This window comes from Phenylobacterium soli (assembly GCF_003254475.1).
Taxonomy (GTDB): domain Bacteria; phylum Pseudomonadota; class Alphaproteobacteria; order Caulobacterales; family Caulobacteraceae; genus Phenylobacterium; species Phenylobacterium soli.
This window is the reverse complement of record NZ_QFYQ01000001.1, coordinates 1312556-1333220: the sequence shown is the minus strand read 5'-3', so window position 1 is coordinate 1333220 and position 20665 is coordinate 1312556. Positions and strand designations below refer to the sequence as shown.

The 20665-nt window shown below is 70.4% G+C and carries 19 protein-coding genes; 6 read left to right on the top strand and 13 right to left on the bottom strand.

What is annotated here, in order from left to right; genetic code table 11:
• Window positions 1–67: 67 nt before the first annotated feature.
• Both DJ017_RS06605 and DJ017_RS06600 read right to left on the bottom strand, forming a co-directional pair.
• Complete coding sequence (locus DJ017_RS06605; RefSeq protein ID WP_111527966.1) at window positions 68–469, bottom strand: VOC family protein; 402 nt, start codon at window positions 467–469, stop codon at window positions 68–70.
• A gap of 44 nt (window positions 470–513) precedes the next feature.
• Entirely contained in the window at window positions 514–1086 is a 573-nt protein-coding gene (locus DJ017_RS06600; protein ID WP_111527965.1) for a TetR/AcrR family transcriptional regulator, read from the bottom strand.
• Window positions 1087–1277: 191 nt separating this feature from the next.
• Here DJ017_RS06600 and DJ017_RS06595 point away from each other — a divergent pair, with 191 nt between their 5' ends.
• Genes DJ017_RS06595 through DJ017_RS06585 form a run of 3 tightly spaced genes read left to right on the top strand, consistent with a single transcriptional unit; the run spans window position 1278 to window position 5249 of the window.
• Window positions 1278–1862, top strand: a complete 585-nt coding sequence (locus DJ017_RS06595) for a flotillin family protein (protein WP_133255396.1) — start codon at window positions 1278–1280, stop codon at window positions 1860–1862.
• Between the two features lie 49 nt (window positions 1863–1911).
• The gene (locus tag DJ017_RS06590; protein ID WP_111527963.1) at window positions 1912–3702 is read left to right on the top strand and encodes a feruloyl-CoA synthase; all 1791 of its coding nucleotides are present in this window, start codon (window positions 1912–1914) and stop codon (window positions 3700–3702) included.
• Window positions 3703–3707: 5 nt separating this feature from the next.
• On the top strand, window positions 3708–5249 hold the full coding sequence (locus DJ017_RS06585) for an acetolactate synthase large subunit (protein WP_111527962.1): 1542 nt from the start codon (window positions 3708–3710) through the stop codon (window positions 5247–5249).
• 89 nt (window positions 5250–5338) lie between these two features.
• On the opposite strand, the gene DJ017_RS06580 is transcribed toward DJ017_RS06585, so the two are convergent.
• The 3 genes from DJ017_RS06580 to DJ017_RS06570 all read right to left on the bottom strand — a co-directional run bounded on the left by DJ017_RS06580 (window position 5339) and on the right by DJ017_RS06570 (window position 8248).
• On the bottom strand, window positions 5339–6664 hold the full coding sequence (locus tag DJ017_RS06580) for a hypothetical protein (protein WP_133255395.1): 1326 nt from the start codon (window positions 6662–6664) through the stop codon (window positions 5339–5341).
• A gap of 147 nt (window positions 6665–6811) precedes the next feature.
• Window positions 6812–7270, bottom strand: coding sequence for an NfeD family protein (locus tag DJ017_RS06575; protein WP_111527960.1), 459 nt, complete (start codon window positions 7268–7270; stop codon window positions 6812–6814).
• Window positions 7271–7273: 3 nt separating this feature from the next.
• Window positions 7274–8248, bottom strand: a complete 975-nt coding sequence (locus DJ017_RS06570; protein ID WP_111527959.1) for an SPFH domain-containing protein — start codon at window positions 8246–8248, stop codon at window positions 7274–7276.
• 55 nt (window positions 8249–8303) lie between these two features.
• Here DJ017_RS06570 and DJ017_RS06565 point away from each other — a divergent pair, with 55 nt between their 5' ends.
• Window positions 8304–8942: a YbjN domain-containing protein gene (locus DJ017_RS06565; RefSeq protein ID WP_111527958.1), complete on the top strand. Its 639-nt coding sequence runs from the start codon at window positions 8304–8306 to the stop codon at window positions 8940–8942.
• On the opposite strand, the gene DJ017_RS06560 is transcribed toward DJ017_RS06565, so the two are convergent.
• The 8 genes from DJ017_RS06560 to DJ017_RS06525 all read right to left on the bottom strand — a co-directional run bounded on the left by DJ017_RS06560 (window position 8939) and on the right by DJ017_RS06525 (window position 16814).
• On the bottom strand, window positions 8939–9922 hold the full coding sequence (locus DJ017_RS06560) for an NAD(P)H-dependent flavin oxidoreductase (protein ID WP_111527957.1): 984 nt from the start codon (window positions 9920–9922) through the stop codon (window positions 8939–8941). The genes DJ017_RS06565 and DJ017_RS06560 overlap by 4 nt on opposite strands.
• A gap of 75 nt (window positions 9923–9997) precedes the next feature.
• Window positions 9998–10780: an SDR family NAD(P)-dependent oxidoreductase gene (locus DJ017_RS06555; RefSeq protein ID WP_111527956.1), complete on the bottom strand. Its 783-nt coding sequence runs from the start codon at window positions 10778–10780 to the stop codon at window positions 9998–10000.
• Window positions 10781–10866: 86 nt separating this feature from the next.
• A complete protein-coding gene (locus DJ017_RS06550) occupies window positions 10867–11661 on the bottom strand; it encodes a 3-hydroxybutyrate dehydrogenase (RefSeq protein WP_111527955.1) in 795 nt (264 codons plus the stop codon).
• Window position 11662: 1 nt separating this feature from the next.
• On the bottom strand, window positions 11663–12460 hold the full coding sequence (gene yaaA / locus DJ017_RS06545) for a peroxide stress protein YaaA (RefSeq protein WP_111527954.1): 798 nt from the start codon (window positions 12458–12460) through the stop codon (window positions 11663–11665).
• A 51-nt stretch (window positions 12461–12511) separates the two neighbouring features.
• A complete protein-coding gene (locus DJ017_RS06540; protein WP_111527953.1) occupies window positions 12512–13936 on the bottom strand; it encodes an FAD-binding oxidoreductase in 1425 nt (474 codons plus the stop codon).
• A gap of 23 nt (window positions 13937–13959) precedes the next feature.
• Window positions 13960–14868, bottom strand: coding sequence for an L-threonylcarbamoyladenylate synthase (locus DJ017_RS06535; RefSeq protein ID WP_227000208.1), 909 nt, complete (start codon window positions 14866–14868; stop codon window positions 13960–13962).
• Window positions 14865–16202: a YceI family protein gene (locus tag DJ017_RS06530; RefSeq protein ID WP_111527951.1), complete on the bottom strand. Its 1338-nt coding sequence runs from the start codon at window positions 16200–16202 to the stop codon at window positions 14865–14867. The genes DJ017_RS06535 and DJ017_RS06530 overlap by 4 nt, the downstream gene beginning before the upstream one ends.
• Window positions 16203–16208: 6 nt before the next feature.
• Window positions 16209–16814: a YceI family protein gene (locus tag DJ017_RS06525; RefSeq protein ID WP_111527950.1), complete on the bottom strand. Its 606-nt coding sequence runs from the start codon at window positions 16812–16814 to the stop codon at window positions 16209–16211.
• Between the two features lie 140 nt (window positions 16815–16954).
• On the opposite strand from DJ017_RS06525, the gene DJ017_RS06520 reads away from it, so the two are divergent.
• Together DJ017_RS06520 and DJ017_RS06515 are read left to right on the top strand one after the other, a co-directional pair.
• On the top strand, window positions 16955–18703 hold the full coding sequence (locus DJ017_RS06520) for an acyl-CoA dehydrogenase (protein WP_111527949.1): 1749 nt from the start codon (window positions 16955–16957) through the stop codon (window positions 18701–18703).
• 92 nt (window positions 18704–18795) lie between these two features.
• Window positions 18796–20664, top strand: a complete 1869-nt coding sequence (locus DJ017_RS06515; RefSeq protein WP_111527948.1) for an ATP-binding protein — start codon at window positions 18796–18798, stop codon at window positions 20662–20664.
• Window position 20665 lies beyond the last annotated feature (1 nt).

The window sequence follows — 20665 nt, the reverse complement described above, 5'->3', positions numbered from 1 at the left end:
GAGGCAGGGTGAGGGCCGGCTGGGCTAGCGCCGGACGCCGGACCGAGGGCCCTTGTTCATCGCCGCCTCAGCCCCAGGCCGCCGGCTGGAAGATCTCGACCACGTTCCCCGACGGGTCCTCGGCCAGGATTTGGGACCCGCCCGGCCCGGTGACCACCTCGTTGCGGAACCTCACGCCCTCGCCGCGCAGCCGCGCGACCTCGGCGGCGATGTCCTCGACGATCACCTGGAAGCGGATCCAGCCGCCGGGCTCGGGCTGGCGCCCGTCGGGCATCGGCCGCCCGGCCGAGCTCATCTTGCCGCTGAGCAGCAGCCGCAGCGGCCCCTTCTGCACCGCGGCGAAGGCCGGCGAGGATGGCCCGACCGGCGCGAAGCCGAAATGGCTGACGTACCAGTCCACGGATTGGGGCACGTCCTCCACCATGTAGCGCACGTTCACCTGGGATTGCGGGTGGGATTGTTCGCTCATCGGCTCCTCCTCTTTTCGCTCGTCTTGCTCTTTCGCTCGTTCTGTCAGGGCGCGAGCGTGCGCCGCAGAAGGTGCTGCAGGGCGCCGAGCGTGGCGTCGCGGTCGGCGCCCATGGCCACCGCCCGGGGCGCCTCGTCGATCGCGGCGTAGATCAACCGCGCCGTGGCTTCCGGCTCGACCGGAGCGAACGCCCCGGCCTCCTGGCCGGCGCGGATGACCGCCGCCAGCCGCACGATGGCGTGCAGGGCCAGCGGCCGGCGCTCGGCGAAATCCGAATGGAACAGGGCCTGGCCGATCCCCTGGCGGGCGGCGGCGAAGTCGATGAAGGCCGCCGCCTGGGCGTCCATCACCGCCGGCCAGTCCACCGGCGCCTCGACCTCGGTCGGCAGCGGATAGAGCCGGTCGAACTCGGCCACGAGCCGCTCGCGCACCGTCTCCAGGAGGTCGTCCCAGCTCGGGAAGTAGAGGAAGAAGGTGCCCTTGGCGACGCCGGCTTCGCGGACCACGTCCTCGACCCGCACGCGGGAGCCGTCGCGCTGCAACAGCCGCTCCGCCGCCTCGACGATCTCCTGCCTGCGCGCCTCCGGCTGAAGGCGCCGCCGCGCCGGCTTGCCCATCGGACACTCCTACTGACCGTTAGTCATTAATTACTGACCGCCGGTCAGTGTCAACCCTCGACGCTGCTGCTCGCAGGGCTTCGCTTCGGGAAGCGGGAAAACACTTGCACTTCCGGCATTCTCATGTTCTCTTTTTGTTCATGTCGGCGGATGAACTCCAGGATGGCCTGAGCCGTCTCTTCCATCTCGGAATGGAACTGGCCGAGCGCATCCAGCAGGACGCCATGGAGGCCGAGCAGCCGGAGACCCGCGCCAAGCTCGCCACCGCCTTCCACCGCATCTCCCGCTCGGTCCGTCAGACCGCCGCCCTCAAGCTGCGCCTCGAGCGCGAGGCCAAGCGCGCTGTCCGCGAGGACCAGGCGGCGGTGCGCGCCGACCGTGAGCGCCAGGTCGACCTGCGCAAGACCCGCATCAAGGCCCGGGTCGAACAGCTCATCTGGACCGAGTACGAAGGCGAGGACGCCGACAGGCGCGAAAGCATCCTCGAGGACCTCCTCGACGCCGACGCCCTCGAAGACGACTTCCTGGACCTCTCCCCCGAAGCCGAGATCGCCAGGCTCTGCATGGACCTGGGCCTTCCCAATCCTCCCCCAAAGGGGGAGGTGTCGGCAAAGCCGATGGAGGGGGTTGAAGCCCACTCAACCCTCAGCCCTGCCCCTCAACCCCCTCAGTCGCTCCGCGACAGCTCCCCCCCAGGGGGACCATCTAGGGGAGCATCTGAACGCCCGTCGTTTCCGCGCGATAATCGCGGGGAGGACTACTGGAACTCGGCCTGAGGGCTGAGCCCCCTTCCCATCCGGCGCGACAGTCAATAACGGTCGGTGGATGGACGCCGAGACCAGCCTGCTGACTGCGCCGTTCCGCGACGCGCGCTACGCCCCGCGACGCCTGGAGATCGAGCGCCGTGACGGCGGCGAGATGGTGCTGACCAACCCGACGCCCGTCTCGCTGCGCTTCCAGACCATGACCGCGGCCCTCGAGCACTGGGCGGCCGCCGCGCCGACGCGCATCTGGCTTGCCGAGCGTTCCGGCGCGGGCTGGCGCACCCTCACCTTCGCTGAGGCCTGGGACCAGGTTCGCGCCCTGGCCGGCGGCCTGCGCGAGGCGGGGCTCGTCTCCACCCGCCCCCTGATCGTGCTCTCGAACAACACGATCGACCACGCGCTGATCAAGTACGCGGCCATGAGCCAGGGCATGCCGGTGGCGCCCGTCTCGCCGCAGTACGGGCTCAAGGGCGCCAACCTCGCCCGCCTCGCCCACGCCTGCGAGGTGCTGAGACCGGCCGCCGTCTTCACCGAGGACGCCGCCCTGTTCGAGGACGGCCTCGCCGCGGACTGCCTGGCGGGCCTGCCGGTGATCGCGGCGAAGAACGCCCGGCGCAAGAACGCCCAATCCAGCGACATTCCACTCGACCGCCTCTTCGCCGCCGCCCCGGCCCAGCCGACCGCGACGCCCGACGACCACGCCAAGTACCTGCTGACCTCCGGCTCCACCGGCCTGCCCAAGGCGGTGATCTGCACGCACCGCACCATCTCCACCAACGCCGCCCAGATCGAGGCCTGCTTCGCCGATCCGGATCCGCCGGTGATGGTCCACTCCGCGCCCTGGAGCCACAGCCTCGGCGCCAACGCCATCCTGCACATGGGCCTGCACCGCGGCGGCACGCTCTACATCGACTGGGGCCAGCCCACCGCCGCCCGCTTCGGCGAGACCCTTCGGAACCTCCACGAGGTCGCGCCCACCTACCAGAACATGGTCCCCGCCGGCTGGATGCTGCTGGTCGACGAGCTGGAGAAGGACGAGACCCTCGCCCGCACCTTTTTCTCCCAGGTCCGCCTGCTGCAGTACGGCGGCGCGGCCCTCGGCCAGGCCACCGCCGACCGCATCCAGAAGGTCGCCGTCCGCACGGTCGGCGAGAAGATCAGCTTCGGCTCCGGCTACGGCGCCACCGAGACGGGCCCCACCGCCTGCAACGTCCACTGGCTCAACGACCGGATGGGCATGATCGGCGCGCCGATCCCCGGCACCTCGGTCCGTCTGGTGCCCGAGGCCGGCAAGCTCGACTTCCGGGTCAAGGGCCCGCAGGTCACCCCCGGCTATCTCGGCCGGCCTGACCTCTCCGACCGCGCCTTCGACGAGGAAGGCTTCTATGTCCTCGGCGATGCGGCCCGCTTCGTCGACCCCGAGAATCCGATGAAGGGCATGGTCTTCGACGGCCGCCTTTCTGAGAACTTCAAGCTCGCCTCCGGCACCTTCGTCGGCGTCGGCGAGCTGCGCATCCACGCCATCGGCGCCATCGGCGGCGCGGTCACCGACGCGGTGGTCTGCGGCGAGGGCGAGGAGGGCGTCGGCCTGCTCCTCTATCCCAACCCGACCATGGACCGCGCCGAGATCGCCGCCGCGGTCCGCGAGGGCCTTGACCGCCACAACGCCACCGCCAGGGGCGCCGGGGGCAAGATCGCCCGCGCCCTCGTCCTGCCGAACGGCCCGGACGCCGGCGCCGGCGAGATCACCGACAAGGGCTACATCGCCCAGGCGCTCGCGCGGCGCCTGCGGGCCGAGGCCGCCCAGCGCCTGTTCGCCAATCCCTGCCCTTCCGACGTGATGGAGTTCTGATCGCCATGAACGGCGCCGACGCCCTGATCTCCACCTTCGTGGCCAACGAGGTGACCGCCTGCTTCGCCAATCCCGGCACCTCGGAGATGCAGTTCGTCGCCGCCCTCGACCGCAATCCGCAGATGCGGCCGGTGCTCTGCCTGTTCGAGGGCGTGGCCACCGGCGCGGCCGACGGCTACGGCCGCATGGCCGACCGGCCGGCCTGCACCCTGCTGCACCTCGGCCCCGGCTACGGCAATGGCGTCGCCAACCTGCACAACGCCCGGCGCGCCTTCACCCCGATCGTCAACGTCGTCGGCGACCACGCCACCTACCACCGCCAGTACGACGCGCCGCTGAACTCCGACATCAAGACGCTGGTGACGCCCAACTCGCTGTGGGCCAAGTCGGCCGACAGCCCGGACGCCGTGGCCGGGCTCGCCGCCGAAGCCGTCGCCGCCTCGATGACCGCGCCCTGCGGTCCGGTCAGCCTGATCCTGCCCGCCGACAGCGCCTGGCTGGAGACCACGACTGAGCCGGCCATCGCCCAGAAGCCGGTCCGCCCCGCCCCCAAGGGCGAGCAGGTCGAGGCCGCGGCCCGCGCCCTCAAGGACGCCAAGAAGCCCATCATTCTGATCGGCGGCCAGGCCTGCCGGGCCGAGGGCCTGAAGGAAGCCGCCCGCCTGCAGGCCGCCGGCGTCACCGTCTACGCCGACACCTTCGTTTCGCGCCAGCCGCGCGGCGCCGGCGCCTTCGCGCCGCGCCGCATGCAGTACTTCGGCGAGGCCGCGCTGGCCGAGCTCGAGGGCGTCGATCTGATGATCTACGCCGGCACCACCCAGCCGGTCGCCTTCTTCGCCTACCCCGACCGGCCGAGCGTGCTGGTCCCCGAGGGCGCGGCGACCCTCTCCCTCGCCGACCGGGCCGAAGACGCCGTCGCCGGCCTCGCCGCCCTCGCCGACGCCCTGGGCGCGCCAAAGGAAGGCCCGGTCCAGCCGCTGAAGCTGCCCGACGCCGCGCCGAGCGGAAAGCTCAGCCCGCAGCTCTGCGGCGTCACCGTCGCCCGCCACCTGCCCGAGGGCGCCGTGGTCTGCGACGACAGCGTCACCTCCGGCGGCGGCATCGCCGTGCCGTCCATGACCGCCCGGCCCCACGAGGTGCTGGCGCTCACCGGCGGCGCCATCGGCGCCGGCCTGCCGCTCGCCATCGGCGCGGCGGTGGCCTGCCCGGACCGCAAGGTCGTCTCCCTGAACGGCGACGGCGCGGCCATGTACACGGTGCAGTCGCTCTGGACGATGGCTCGCGAGGACCTCGACGTCTGCGCCGTGGTCTTCGCCAACAACTCCTATCGCATCCTCAACATCGAGATGATGCGCACCGGCTCGGGCCAGGCCGGCCCGCAGGCGTCCAAGCTGCTCGAGCTCGGCGACCCGGCGATCGACTGGGTGTCGCTGGCCAAGGGCCTGGGCCTGCCGTCCGTGCGCTGCTCGACCGCCGAGGAGTTCGAGAAGGCCTTCGCCGGCGCCATGGCGAACAGGGGCCCGATGTTCATCGAGGCGGTGATCTAGCGACCGCTCCTGACGCATCGGCCGGCCAAAGAAAAAGGCCCGCGGGACGAACCCGCGGGCCTCTTCATGTTGGAGCCTTGGCCGTGGCCTCAGCTCGTCTTGTTGCCCGGCAGCTGGCAGCCGCCGGCGAAGCGGCAGCCGGTGGCGCCGAGGGCGTTCACCGGCGCGGCCGAGTACTCGATCATGTAACCCGGCAGGCCGTCCGAGCAGGCCACCTCGACGAGGATGGTGCCCTTCTGGGTCTTGGCGGCCGGACGGGCGTTGGAGACCGTGCAGCTCTTCTCGAACTTGCGCAGGTCGGCGGTCAGGGCCGAGTAGTCGGCCTTGCCGAGGCTGCACTTGTAGCCGGCGACCAGCGCGTGGCCGCAGTCGAGCACGTCGCCCTTGCCGGTGGCCGGGAAGATGCCGATGGCGCTGTTGCCGTCGGCGCAGACCAGCTCCACGGCCTCCTTGTTGTCGGGACGGGCCGGGAACAGGGCGTAGCGGGTGACCTGGCAGTTCGAGCCCGAGTTCTTGGCGAGCTTGGTGTAGAGCGCCGCCTGTTCGGTCTCAGCCTGGCGGGCGTCGGTCAGGGTGCAGCCGCCGAAGAAGCCCTGGGCGTGGCCGCAGTCGGTGGCCTGGGCCAGCTTCGCGCCGTTGGCCTTGTAGATGTAGCCCTTACCGTCCTGGCAGGACGCCTCGTAGTAGTCGGCGCCGTCCTTGGCGGTGGCGACGAAGCGGCGGTCCTTCACGACGCAGCCGTTGTTGGCCGCGGTCGCGAGGCTGTCGACGATCTTCAGGCGCGCCGTCTTGTCGGACAGGGCGCACTTGATGTTGCCGGCGCCGTCGTCGAAGTTCAGGCAGTTCTGCGCTTCGAGGCCCTTGGAGGCGTCGAACGGCGCGCTGGCGATGGCCACGTAGCCGGCGCCTTCCTGGCAGGCCACTTCGATGAAGGTCTGGGTCTTGGTCTGGCCGATGCCGCGGGTGGCGGTCGGGGTGCACTGCGCGCCAGCCTTGCTCAGCAGCGGCCCAAGGACCGCCTTCGGATCGGAGTTGCCGGGCAGCACGCACGGCAGGGACGGCGGCTTGCTGGGATCGGGCGACGTGTTCGCCTCGATGCAGGAGAAGACCGTCGTCGGGCCGCCGGCCGAGGCCTGCAGGATGTAGCCCATGGTGCCGGGCGCGCAGGCGACTTCATAGTAGCTCTGGTCGGGCGTGCCCTTCTTCTTGTCGCCGGGCGATTTGCCGACGAAGCGGGCGTCGCTCACTTGGCAGGGCAGGCCCGCGGCCTGCACCAGCGCCGGGGTCTCGGCCATGCCTTGCTTGCGTTGGGCGTCCGACACCGCCGGCGCGCCCTTCGGGGCGGACATCACGGCGATCGGCGCCAGCGCCGCGACGAGCAGGGCGGCGGCCAGCCCCAAAACCTTAGGCCTCATTTTCTTTGGTCTCTCCTGGGTGGAATCCTCTGGCGCGCACATAAGCGCCCGCTTCGTCCCAGGGTCAAGTTGAGCCAAGAACCCGGCCGAACTATGGCCTGTTTCCAAAGGCTTAGCGTCGCCTTGCGAGGCGCGCGACGAACGGCGTTATGCGCCGCGCACGCGAAGCCGAGCTCCCTGCACGCCGACCACCTCGACCCGGGCGCCGTCGGCAAGGGCTTCGCCGTCGGCCAGCTCCGCCGCCCATTCCTTGCCGTCGATGAACACCCGGCCGGTCCGGTCGCGGAAGGCGCCCACCGCGCGGCCCTGGTGGCCGATCAGCCTGGCGACGTTGTCGTTGATGTCGTGGCCGTGCGGCCGCAGCGACCGCGGCAGGTAGCGGCGAGCGAGCACGGTGGTGACGATGGTCAGGGCCGCGAACACCAGCACCGCCGTCGTGGCGGAGACGTCGGTGGCGGCGCTCAGCACGGCCACCGCCCCCGCCGAGGTCGCCGGCCACAGCAGCCAACCGGACCCGGTCAGCATCTCAGCGGCGAGCAGCACCGCCGCCAGGCCGGTCCAGACCCAGAAGGCATGGCTTCCCGAGAAGGCGACGATGTCCGCCATGGCTCAGGCTCCGGTCGGCGGGACGGCGGACCCGCCCTTCTGGCCGCGCGCCGCCCGCGGCGCGGCGGGGGTCTCGGCGCCGGCGAATTTCACCAGTTCGCCGACCCCGGCGATCGAGCCGACCAGGGCGGCCATGTCGGCCGGCACGATGACGGTCTTCTGCTGCGGGCTCTCGGCGAGCTTGCCGAAGGCCTCCACGTACTTCTGGGCCACGAAATAGTTGATGGCGTTCACGTCTCCCTTGGCGATGGCGTTGGAGACCAGCTCGGTCGCCGTGGCCTCGGCCTGGGCCGAACGCTCGCGCGCCTCGGCGTCGCGGAACGCGGCCTCACGCCGGCCCTCCGCCTGCAGGATCGCCGACTGCTTCGAACCCTCGGCGCGGGCGATCGCCGCCTGCTTCTCGCCATCGGCCTCGGTGATCACCGCCCGGCGCTCGCGCTCGGCCTTCATCTGCCGGGCCATGGCGTTGGTGATGTCCGGCGGCGGCTGCAGATCCTTGATCTCGATGCGCGCGACCTTCACGCCCCACGGGCTGGTCGCCTGGTCGATGACGTCCAGCAGGCGCGAGTTGATGTGGTCCCGCTGGGACAGCACCTCGTCGAGCTCCATCGCGCCCACCACCGTACGCAGGTTGGTCATCGTCAGCTGCGAGATGGCGTAGTCGAGGTTCTCTACCCGGTAGGCCGAGGCCGCGGCGTCCATCACCTGGATGAACACGATGGCGTCTACCTGGACGGTGACGTTGTCCTTGGTGATCACCTCCTGGCGCGGCACGTCGAGCACCTGCTCCATCATGCTGATCTTGCGCCCGATGCTCTCGACGAACGGCGTCAGGATGCTGATGCCGGGCTTCAGCGTGCGGGTGTAGCGGCCGAAGCGTTCCACCGTGTATTCGCGCCCCTGCGGCACGATCTTGATCGACCCGACGGCGATGACGAACGCCAGCACCAGGATCACAGCTGCAACCGCAAATCCCATGAACCCCTCCCGAACCACTGGAGCGGGAGTGTATCGGTGGTCCACGCGTCCCGCCATGGAAACCGGCGCCACGCTCGCGCCCAAGTCCTGGGCCTGCTACCGATCCATCATGACCCGCAAGATCATCGCCATCGCCGTCCTCGCAGCGCTCGCGCTGACCGGCGCGGCCGAAGCCAAGACCCGCACCCCGACCCACCGGCCCGCGCCGGCTGCTCCCGCCGCCGCGAAGCCGGCCGCCGCTCCGGCGACCCCGCCCCTGCCGACCGGTCCCTTCGACGCGCGCGAGCCGAGGGACCTCGCCGCCCTGCTCGGGGCGCTGGACGCCAAGGCGCAGGTCAGCGCGCACGACACCGAGAACGTGGTGCTCAAGGCCACCTCACCGGCCGGCGACTTCGCCATCCAGTACGCCGGCTGCAACCAGCAGGGTCACCTCTGCAAGGCCGTGCAGTTCGACGCCTCGGCTCAGGCCAGGACCGCGACCGTGGCCGAGATCAACGGCTTCAATCAGAGCTCGCTCACCTGCCGCCTCTACCAGGACAAGTCCGGCAAGCCGCATGTGCTCTACTCGACCCTGGTGTTCGCCAGCACCGGGCGCCAGGACATGCTGGCGCACGTCAACGCCTGGCGCGGCTGCCTTTCGGACTTCGCCGCGTTCCTGAAGGATCCGCCGGGCTATCTGGCGGCCGCTCCTTAAGCGGGTTCGGCCGCCTTGGTGCGGAAGGCGTTGGCCCGGTCCAGGGCGGCCTCGGCCTCGGCCATGATCCGCTTGACGATTTCGCCGGCGGGCAGGACGTCGCGCACGCCGCCCGCAGACTGGCCCATGGCGAAGCACGACTTGTCGGCGTCGAGGCCTTCGATCTGGCCGCCGATGCCGCCCATGACGCCCGCCTGGGTCGAGAGCATCGCCTGCATCGGGAAGGGCTGGATGTCGGCCGGACGGCTCTCCCAGTCCTCGACGTAGGGGTTCTTCTTCACCCGCATCGGCTTGCCCGAGTAGCAGCGGGTGCGGACCGTGTCCTCGTCGGACGCCTCGAGGATCGTCTCGCGGTACATCTCGCCGGCGTGGGCTTCCTGGCTGGCGATGAAGCGGGTGCCCATCCAGACGCCCGTGGCGCCGAGGCAGAGCGAGGCCGCGAGGCCGCGGCCGTCGTAGAGACCGCCCGCCGCGACCACCGGGATCTTCACGGACTCCACGGCCTGGGCGACCAGCGGCATGGTGCCGACGAGGCCCGTGTGGCCGCCGCCCTCGCCGCCCTGGCAGATGACCGCGTCGCAGCCGGCCTGCTCGGCCTTCACTGCGTGCTTCACCGCCCCGCAGACGACCATGACCTTCAGGCCCGCCTTCTTCAGCTTCTCGAGGATCGGCATGGGCACGCCGAGGCCCGCCACGAAGGACGAAGCGCCCTCCTCGATGATCACGTCCACCGAGGCGACGAGGCTCTCCGGCGATGCGGCCAGCAGGTCGACGCCGAAGGGCTTGTCGGTCAGCGACTTCACCTTGCGCATCTGCTCGCGGATGAAGTCCGGCCCGCGCCCAGCCATGCCCAGCACACCGTAGCCGCCGGCGTTGGAGACCGCCGCCGCCAGCTCCGCGTAGGAGACACCGCCCATGCCGGCCAGCATGATCGGATGCTTGACGCCAAGCAGTTCAGTCAGGGGGGTACGCAGGGCCATGATTTCCTCCGGCTTTTGGCCACCATGGCGCCCGCGAGCGCCGGAGAAAACCGTGACGCGAGGGAAATCCGGCGATCAGAAGATCGTATAGCCGCCGTCGATGACGAAGCTGTCGCCGGTATGGAACTTCGAGGCGTCCGAGGCCAGGTAGACGGCGATGCCGGAGAAGTCCTCCCACTCGCCCCAGCGGCGGACGGGCACCCGCTTCAGGATCACCTGCTCGTTGAACTTGTCGTTGTCCTGGGCGCCCTGGGTCATGTCGGTGGCGATCCAGCCCGGCAGGATGGAGTTGGCGCGCACGCCGTAGCGCGCGTACTCGACCGCCAGGCCCCGCACCATCGACAGCACCGCGCCCTTGGTCGAGGCGTAGGCCTCGTTGCGCGGCGCGCCGTGGATCGCCGAGGTGGAGGAGGTGACCGCCAGCGAGCCGCCCGGATCGCCGGCATTGGCCCGCTCGACCATGTGCTTCACCGCTTCCCGGAAGGTCCAGAACACCGCGTCGAGGTTGACGGTCGTGACGCGGCGCCACTTCTCGGTGGTCATCTGGTCGAAGGGCGCGCCGCCGCCGATGCCGGCGTTGGCGGCGCAGAAGTCGAGCCGGCCGAAGGTCTTCAGCACCTGAGCGACGCCGGCGACCACCTCGCCCTCGTCGGCGACGTTGACCTTCTGGGCGAGCACCTCGACGCCGTGCGCCTTGAGGCGCGCCTCGGCCTTGGCGTTCTTCTCCTCGTTCTGGCCCCAGATGGCGACCTTCGCGCCGGCCATGGCCAGGCCCTCGGCCATGCCCAGGCCGATGCCGCCATTGCCGCCGGTGATCAGCGCCACCTTGCCCGTGAGATCGAACGGCTTGAACGCCATGGCCCTGCCTCCCTCGCTGAATTCAAACAGTCGTTGGATGGCACAAGCCGTGTTTCCGGGGCGGCGTCAAGCCGAAGGGCCGCGCCTCAGGCCGCCGTCCAGCCGCCGTCGACGCTGAGCGCCGCGCCCGTGGTCGAGGCGCCCATGTCGCTGACCAGATAGAGCAGCATGCCGGCCAGGTGCGGATATTCGACGAAGCTCTTGTTGGGCTGCGCGGCGAGGATCACGTCCTCGACGACCCGGTCCACGGGGATACCGCGCGCCTTGGCCTGGTCGGCGATCTGCGCCTCGACCAGGGGCGTCTTCACATAGCCCGGACAGATGGCGTTGACGGTGATCCCGCTGCGCGCGGTCTCCAGCGCGATCGCCTTGGTGAAGCCGACGATCCCATGCTTGGCCGCCACATAGGCCGACTTGAACGGCGAGGCGACAAGGCCGTGGGCCGAGGCCAGATTGACGATCCGGCCGCGCCCCTGGGCCTTCATGATCGGCACCGCCGCCCGGGTCGCGTGGAAGGCGCTCGTCAGGTTGATGGCGATGATCTGATCCCACTTCTCGATCGGGAACTCCTCCACCGGCGCGACGTGCTGCACCCCGGCGTTGTTGAGGAGGATGTCGAGCCGGCCGAACTCACGCTGGGCGAAGGCGACGAGGTCCGCGATCTCGCCGGGCTTGGTCATGTCGGCCCCGTGGTAGATCGCGCGCACCCCGGCGCTCTTCTCCAGCGCCGCGCGATCGGCCTCGATCTTCGCAGGATCGCCGAAGCCGTTCAGCACGACGTTGACGCCTTCGCCGGCGAGCGCATGGGCCATCGCCTGGCCGATCCCGCTCGTCGAGCCTGTGACCACCGCCACCTGCCCCTTCAGACCATAGTCGGCCATCTCAGGCTCCCTTGCGTTTGGCGACCACCGGCGGCGGCTGCGGCCGCGAGAAGGTGAACTCCTCGTCCGAGGAGAGCTGCGGGACGAACCGGTAGCCTTCGGAATCGAAGCCCTTGAGATCGGCGGCCTTGTCGATGCGGTGGTCGATGGCGTAACGCGCCATGAGGCCGCGCGCCTTCTTGGCGAAGAACGAGATCATCCGCGCCTCGCCGTCCTTCTCCTCGAGGAACTTGCAGGTCAGCACCGGCAGCTTCAGCGCGGTGCGGTCGACCGCGCCGAAGTATTCGCCGCTGGCGCAGTTCACGAGCGTCTTGTCCTTGTGGCGGGCCGCCGCCTGATTGAGGGCCTCGGCGATCCGCGGTCCCCAGAAGTCGTAGAGGCTCGCGCCGCGCTTGGTCTTCAGCCGCGTGCCCATCTCCAGCCGGTACGGCTGGATGGCGTCGAGCGGGCGCAGCACGCCGTAGAGACCGGAGAGGATCCGCACGTGATCCTGCGCCCAGGCGAGCCCCTTCTTGTCGAGCTCGCGCGCCTTCAGCCCCGTATAGACGTCGCCGTTGAAGGCGAAGGCCGCCTGCAGCCCCTCTTCAGAGGCCGCATCGAAGGCCTGGAAGCGCTCGCGGTTCAGCTTGGCCAGGTTGTCCGACAGCGACATCAGCCGCTTCAGGTCGCTGGCGGTGAGCTTCTTCGTGGCCTTGGCGAGCTCGGCGGTCTCCTCCCCCAGCTCGGGAAGGGTCAGCGGCGCCGACGGCGGGCCGGAGGTGAAGTCGAGCGCCTTGGCGGGCGAGAGCACGATCAGCATGGGTCCTGCTTTGGCGCGACTTGGCCGTGGCGCCAAGCGTAGAACAGGACCCTAAAATAGGACTCTGGGGTTCATGATGCGCTTGGGGTCGAGGGCGAGGCGGATCGCCCGCATGGCCTGCACCTCCACGGGGCTCTTGTAGCGCAGCGCCTCGGCCGTCTTCATGGCGCCGAGGCCATGCTCGGCGCTGATCGAGCCGCCCAGCGAGACCACGAGGTCGTGGACGATCCGGCTGCCCTCGTCGCGCTTGGCCGAGTGCTCGGCGTCGGAGCCGCCGTCGGGCCGCAGCACGTCGTAGTGGATGTTGCCGTCGCCCACGTGGCCAAAGGCGGCGATCCGCGCGCCGGGCGCGATCTGCAGCATGGCGGCGGTCGCGCGGTCGAGGAAGGTCGCGACCTGGCTTACCGGCACCGACACGTCGTGCTTCCAGGTGGCGCCTTCCGGCTTCTGGGCCGGGGACTGGTTCTCGCGGATGGCCCACAGCGCCTTGGCCTGGGCTTCGGTCTGGGCCACCACGGCGTCGCGGATCAGCCCGTCCCCGAGACCCGAGGCCAGGAAGCGCTCCATGGCGCTTTGCGCCGAGCCCGCCTCGCCGCTCGCGAACTCGGCGAGGACGTACCAGGGATGCCGCTCGGCCAGCGGATCGCGGGTGCCGGCGATGTTGCGCAGGGCGAACTCGATGCCGAGCCGGCCCATCAGCTCGAAGGCTTCGACGTCGCCGCCGGTCTCCTCCTTGGCGCGCGCCAGCAGCCGGATGGCGTCTTCGGGCGAACCGACGCCGATGAAGGCCACGGCGCGGGAGGCCATCTGCGGATAGAGCTTCAGCGCCGCGGCGGTGACCACCCCGAGGGTGCCTTCAGCTCCGATCAGCAGCTGCTTGAGGTCGTAGCCGGTGTTGTCCTTGCGCAGGCGCTTGAGCCCATTCCAGACCTCGCCCGTCGGCAGCACGGCCTCGAGCCCCAGCACCAGGCTTCGCGCCATGCCGTAGCGCAGCACCTGGGTGCCGCCGGCGTTGGTTGAGATCACCCCACCCACGGTGGCCGAGCCCTCCGAGGCGAGGCCCAGCGGAAAGCGCCGACGCTGGGCGGCGGCGGCCTCGTGCACCTCGGCCAAGGTTACGCCGGCCTCGGCGACGATCACGTCGTCGAAGGCGTCGAGGTCGCGGATGGCATTCAGCCGCTCGGTGGACAGCAGGATCTCGCCCTGCGGGATCTGGCCGCCGACGAGGCCGGTGTTGCCGCCCTGCGGCGTGATCGCCACCCCGGCCTCGAAGCAGACGCCGACGACGGCGGCGACCTGTTCGGTGGTCTTCGGCAGCGCCAGGAAGGGCGTCGTCCCCGTCCAGCGATCGCGCCACTCCAGCAGCTTCGGCGCCAGCTTGGCCGGGTCCTGGCTCCAGCCGCCTTCACCGAGCACGGCCTTGAGGCGGGAGATGACGTCGCCTGACATTCGAGGGGCGGGAACGGGAGCGGTCATGGCGGAAATCTAGTGCCTCGGACTCAGCCGACAAAGCCCGCCGCGCGCTTCAGCCGGTCGTTGATCGCCTCGCCCAGGCCCTCGTGCGGGATCGGGGCCACGGCGATGCCGCTCGCTCCGGAGCGATCGGCGGCGCGCAGAAAGCCGAACAGATTGGCCGCGGCTTCCTTCAGGTCGCCAGCCGGGCTCAGATTGAACACGCGCGCCCCCGCGGGCGATGGCCCGAACGCGAGATAGGCCTCGTCCGCCTCCGGAGCCGCGGCGTCCAGCCGGACCGGCAGGTTGGGCGCGTAGTGGCGCGCGAGCCGGCCGGGCGAGCGCCGGGCGTCGGCCTCGGCTTCCGCCAACGGGCCGATCACGGCCTCGATCTCGGCGCGGGTCACCGCCCCCGGACGCAGCAGCCGCGCCTCGTCCAGCAGGGACACCACCGTCGACTCCAGCCCGATCGCGCAGGCGCCCCCGTCGAGCGCCACCGCGGCGCTGTCTCCGGTCTCCTCCGCCGCGTCGGCGCAGGTGGTCGGGCTGGGCCGGCCGGAACGATTGGCTGACGGCGCCACCACCGGCCCGCCGAAGTTGCTCAAGAGCGCATGGGTCAGCGGGTGGGCGGGCGCCCGCACGGCGACGGTGTCGAGCCCGGCGCGGGCGAGATCGCAGACCGCGGCCGTATCCAACACCGGCATCACCAGGGTCAGCGGCCCGGGCCAGAACCGCGCGGCCAGCGCCTCGGCGCGGGGGTCGAAGTTGGCGATCCGCCGGGCGGCGGCGGCGTCGGCCACATGGGCGATCAGCGGATTGAAGCTCGGCCGCCCCTTGGCCTCATACACCGCCGCGACGGCTTGCGGGTTCGAGGCGTCCGCCGCCAGGCCGTAGACCGTCTCCGTGGGCAGGATGACGAGCCGCCCCTCGCGCAGGGCGCGAACCGCCTCGGCTATTCGCGCTTCGCCGTCAGGCTGACGTTGACGCTCACCTTGGCTGGAATCTGATCGGTGCTGCTCCACTCGCCCTGTCCAATGCCGAAGGAAGTGCGGTCGAGGGTCGTTACACCGCTGACCTCGGCCTTGTCGCCCGCGATCTTCAGGCGGAACGGCAGGTCCTGCGGCTTGGTCACGCCGCGCAGCTGCAGGGTTCCGTGGGCGACGTAGCGGTCGGGGCCGGTCTTCTCGAACCTCGTGGCGCTGAACATCGCCTTGGGATGGGCCGCGGCATCGAACCAGTCGCCCGAGGGCAGCACGGCGTCGCGCTGCTGGTCGCCGGTGTTGATTGACCCCACGTCGATGGTCACCTTGACCCGGGAGCGGTCCAGGGCCTCGGGCGAGAACTGCACGTCGGCCAGCCAGCGGTCGAAGCGGCCCTTCACGGGTTGACCGCTCCAGGTCGCGGTGAAGGCCAGGGTCGAGCCCGGCTGCACCGCCCAATTCACCGGCCCGGCAATGGCGGTCGGCGCTGCGGCGCTCGGCGCCGGCCCCGTCGGACTGGTCTGCGGCGAGGCATCGGCGTCGGCGGGCTCGCCGGGAGCCTGCGCCTCCGCCGGTTCCTGGGCGGGGCCTTGCGGTGTGACCGCCGGAGCGGGCGCGGCCATGCCGGGCGGCGGCGGCGTCACGAGGCGGCCGAAGACGATCACGCCCACGAAGGCCAGCAGGATGATCAGGATCCGCGGCTCGGCCCAGCGCCCGGCCACCGCGCCGGGCGCCATACGCGCGAGCACGGGCTCGTCCTTGCTGAACAGCTGGTGCTTCAGGGCGCCGGCCACGTGCAGGGCGAGCAGCACATAGATCACCTTGGCGATCACGCCGTGGCCGCCCTCGCCGATGTCGTGCCACAGCTTCTTGGCGGCGGGCGCGAGGTCGCCCACCAGCGGCAGGTTGGGCCAGGGCACGACGCCATAGAGCAGGGTCGGGATCGGGATACGGCTCGCCGAGACCATCAGCCAGCCGGTCAGCGGCATGGCGATCATCACCACGTAGAAGCCGACGTGCGTCCAGCGCGCGAGCTCGCGCTCCCAGCGCGGCATGGTCGCGGGCAACGGCGCCGGCGGGTTCATTAGGCGCCAGGCCAACCGCACGAGGCTGAGCAGCAGGATGGTGATGCCGATCGACTTGTGGAGCTGGGTGACGGCGAAGCTGGTCGGCGTTCGCGGCCCTTCCATCCGCCCGGCCAGCACGACCTGCAGGACGATGCCGGCTGCGATCACCCAGTGGAGCAGGATGGCGACCAGGGAATAGCGGGCGCTGCCGGCGGCTTTCGGATCTTTCGCGACGTCGGTCATGGGCTCCTACTTCCGGACGAACTCGAGCTCGAAGGCAAGATCGACGTCGTCGCCCGCCCACTGGCTCATGGCCGTTGCTCCGAAATCGGAGCGCTTGATGTGGGCGGTCCCCGAAAAGCCCATTCGCGTACCAACGCCCAACAGCCCCGGACCGGCCCCGTTGAACACCACATTCAGCGTCACCGGCCGCGTCGCGCCATGGAAGGTCAGGTGCCCGGCGAGCTGCCCCTCGCCGTTCTCGCCGCCCGTGATCGCGGTCGACGCGAAGCTGATCACCGGATTGGCCGCCGCGCCGAGGAAGCCTGCGATCTGCCTGTTGAAGCCCGCGTCGCCAGTGTCCGCCGACGCCGGATCGACCTTGAACGTGACCTTGGTCGCCTGCCAGTTGGCAGGATCGTAGGTGAAGCCGCCGTCCAGTCCGTCGAAGCGCAGGGTGTAGCGGGAGAAGCCGCCCATGTGCGGCACGCGGGCGATCAGGCTGGCGTGCCTTTTGTCGAGGACATAGGTCCCGGCCGGCGCCTTCGCCGGGTCGCGGCTGATGGGGTTGGCCGAGGCGGAGCCGGCCAGAGTGAGGCTCGCTCCAAGGACGACGGCGGCGATGCGCATGTTCATGACGGCGGCTCCCCAGCTCTCGTCTCACCAGATGGTGCGAGCCAAGCTTGGCTGAAAGACGGCGCCTGCGCGCCGTCCGCGACTTCCCTAAACGCGGCCCGAGCGACTAGAAGGACCGTCTCTTAGAGGAAGCACCTGCCATGACGTTCCGCGCTCCGGTCCGCGACATCGCCTTTGCGCTCCAGACGGTGGGCCATCCGGCCCTGCTGGAACGGGCCTTTCCCGAGCTGGACGCCGACACCGTGGCCGCCGTGCTCGAGGCCGCCGGGCAGTTCGCCGACTCCGAGCTGGCGCCGCTGAATCGCCGTGGCGACCTCGAGGGCGCGAAGTACGCCAACGGCGCGGTCACCGCCGCGCCCGGTTTCGCGGACGCCTACAAGGCCTTCGCTGCGGGCGGCTGGAACTCCCTGTCGGCCGATCCGGAGTTCGGCGGCCAGGGGCTCTCCAAGGCCCTGGAGCTCTCGGTGTTCGAGATGACGCACGCCGCCAACATGGCGTTCGGCCTTTGCCCGATGCTGACCCAGGCGGCCATCGAGGCCCTGGCCCTGCATGGCACCGAGCGCCAGAAGCGCCTCGTCCTGCCGAAGCTGGTGTCCGGCGAATGGACCGGCGCCATGTGCCTCACCGAACCGCAGGCCGGCTCGGACCTCGCCGCCCTGACCACCATGGCCCGGCCGGACGGCGAGGGCGGCTACACCCTGCACGGCCAGAAGATCTTCATCACCTGGGGCGATCACGACGCCACCGACAACATCGTCCACCTGGTGATCGCCCGCACGCCCGACGCCCCGCCAGGGGTGAAGGGCATCAGCCTCTTCCTCACCTCCAAGTACCTGCTCGACGACGAGGGCCGGATCGGCGCGCGCAATGACTTCCGGCCGGGCTCGATCGAGCACAAGCTCGGCATCCACGGCTCGCCCACCTGCGTCATGCTCTACGAGGGCGCCAAGGCCGAGCTGGTCGGCGAGATCGGCCAGGGCCTGGCCCACATGTTCGTCATGATGAACGCCGCCCGCCTGCAGGTGGGCGTCCAGGGCGTCGCGATCGCGGAGCGCGCCTTCCAGCAGGCCCTGGCCTTCAGCCAGGAGCGCCGCCAGGGCCGCGCCGTCTGGTCCGGCGACTATCCGGCGGCGATCTACGACCACCCGGACGTGCGCCGGATGCTGATGCTGATGAAGGCCAAGATCGAGGCGGCGCGGGCCATCTGCCTGACCACCGGCGTCCTGGCCGACCTCGCACGGCTGGCCGATACGGAACAGGAGCGCGCCGCGGCCAAGGCCCGCCAGGAGCTGCTCACGCCGATCGCCAAGGCCTGGTCGACGGACGTCGGCGTTGAGGTGGCGTCCATGGGCGTGCAGGTGCACGGCGGCATGGGCTTCATCGAAGAGACCGGCGCGGCTCAGCACTACCGCGACGCCCGCATCGCCCCGATCTACGAGGGCACCAACGGCATCCAGGCCAACGACCTCGTCGGCCGCAAGGTCGGCATGGGCCAGGGCGCGGTGATGCGCGAGCTCTGCGCCGAAATCCTGCTCACCGCCCAGACCCTGACCGAGGTTCCCGACCTCGCCATCGTCGGCAAGCGCCTCGCCCAGGGCGCCGCGGCGCTGGAGCACGCGACCGATTGGGTCCTGGCCCACGGCGGCCCCGACGCCCTCTCCGCCGCCGGTCCTTACCTGAAGCTCGCCGGCGACGTGATCGGCGGCTGGATGCTGGGCCGTCAGGCCCTGGCGGCCGGCGGTTCGGATGATCCCTGGCTGCAGGGCAAGGCCGCCCTCGCCCGCCTCTACTCCGGCCAGGTGCTGAGCCTCGCGCCGGGCCTCGCGGAGGGACTCAAGGACGGCGCGGCCGACCTCGAGGCGATGACGCCTGCGGCGCTGGCGGGGTAGTCCGGCCCGATTTCAACCGGCAGGAGAAAGACCGGCGTTTTTCTAAGCTTTACCTTTCCGAGCTAGCCTCCGCGCCTCCCAAGGGGGTAGCGATGACGGCGTCCGAGCCGAAGCCTGTGGAAGGCCTCGGCGGTGTGAATTCGAGGTGGAACGGATACCAGCTGACGCTCGCCGGGCTCGTGCTGCCGGTGTGGGCGCACCTGGTGTTCAATCTGCTGGCCGGCGTGTCCTGGTGGCTGCTCGGTCACCCCTATGCGGGCGCAGGCTATGTGGTCTGGGCCACCGCCTTCGACGCCTTCCTCCAGCGCACCCTCAGCCGCTGGATCGAGCACAGCGATACCGCCGACGAGGTCCCCGGACTTCGCAGGCTGGCGATCCTCTCCGGCATCCGCATGGTCGTCTATCTCGCCCCGACCCTGGCGCTCGTCTTCACCGGCGGCATCAAGGAGATCGTCTACTTCGGCGTCCAGGTCGTCACCCTGATCGTCCTGGCCCAGGCGGCGGGCTCCCTCTCGCGGATGGTGTTCTGGGGCTTTGCAGGTCCGGTGACGCTCGCAGGCGCGCTGGTGATCGGCTGGTTGCTGTCGCCCGTCGCCGCGGCCGCCTGCCTGCTGGGCTTGGCCGTGACCACCTTCCTCCTGGTGATCATCTCGGCCAACACCTTCAAGGCGGTCTCCACCTGGCATGCCGCGTTCAACTCGAACCTCGACCTCGTTACCGAGCTGCAGACGGCGCGCGACCAAGCGGTCGCCGAACGCGAAGCCGCCAACCGGGCGCGCGAGGCGGCCCGCCAGGCCAACCGCGCCAAGTCGAACTTCCTGGCCACCATGAGCCACGAGATCCGCACGCCGATGAACGGCGTGCTCGGCATGGCCCAGCTCCTCAAGCGCGACGAGATCGACCCGGCGCAGTCGGAGCGCCTGGACGTCCTGATCGAGAGCGGCGAGTACCTGCTCTCGATCCTCAACGACATCCTCGACGTTTCCAAGATCGACGCCGGCCGGCTCGAGCTGATCACCGGCCCGGAGGACCTCACCCTGTTCCTCGATCGGCTGGTCGGCTTCTGGACCGGGCGCGCCGACGAGCGCGGCGTCGACCTGGCCCTCATCCTGCGCGGCGATCTGCCGAACGTGGTGATGATGGACGCCCTTCGCATGCGTCAGGTGCTGTTCAATCTCGTGGGCAACGCGCTGAAGTTCACCGAGGCCGGCTCGGTGCAGATCATCGCCGAGGCGCGGCCCAAGGGCGCCGATCACAGCCTCGTCCACATCGCCGTGCGCGATACCGGTCCAGGGATTTCGGCCGAGCATCTGCCGATCCTCTTCGAGCGCTTCTCCCAGGCCGACGAAACCGAGATGCGCAAGTTCGGCGGCACCGGCCTTGGCCTCGCCATCGCCAAGCAGCTCACCGAACTGATGGGCGGCCGCATCTGGGTGGAGAGCCAGCTCGGCCTCGGCTCGACCTTCCACATCGAGGTGCCGCTGGCGCTCAGTCAGGGGGCGCTGCGCAAGCCGAGCCCGGCGAAGGCGCCCGAGGAGCCCGAGCTCGAGGCGGGTCTCCACGTCCTCTGCGTCGACGACAACGCCACCAATCTGCTCGTGCTCGACCAGCTGCTGACCAGCCTCGGCCACGCCGTGGTCAAGGCCGCCAGCGGACCCGAGGCGCTGGAGGTGATGGGCGCGCAGGCGTTCGACCTCGTGCTCCTCGACATCCAGATGCCGGGGATGAGCGGCGTCGAGGTGCTGCAGAACCTTCGCGCGACGCCGGGCCCCAACCAGCGCGCGCCGGTGGTCGCCCTGACCGCCGACGTCACCTCGGGCGGGCGGACGCGCTACCTCGAGCTCGGCTTCACGGAGCACGCCTCCAAGCCGATCCAGATCCTCGACCTCACCGAGGCCATGGCGCGCGCCCTCGCCGCCGAGCCGGCAGCGGACGCGGCGGCGGAAATCCGCTCGGCCTGAC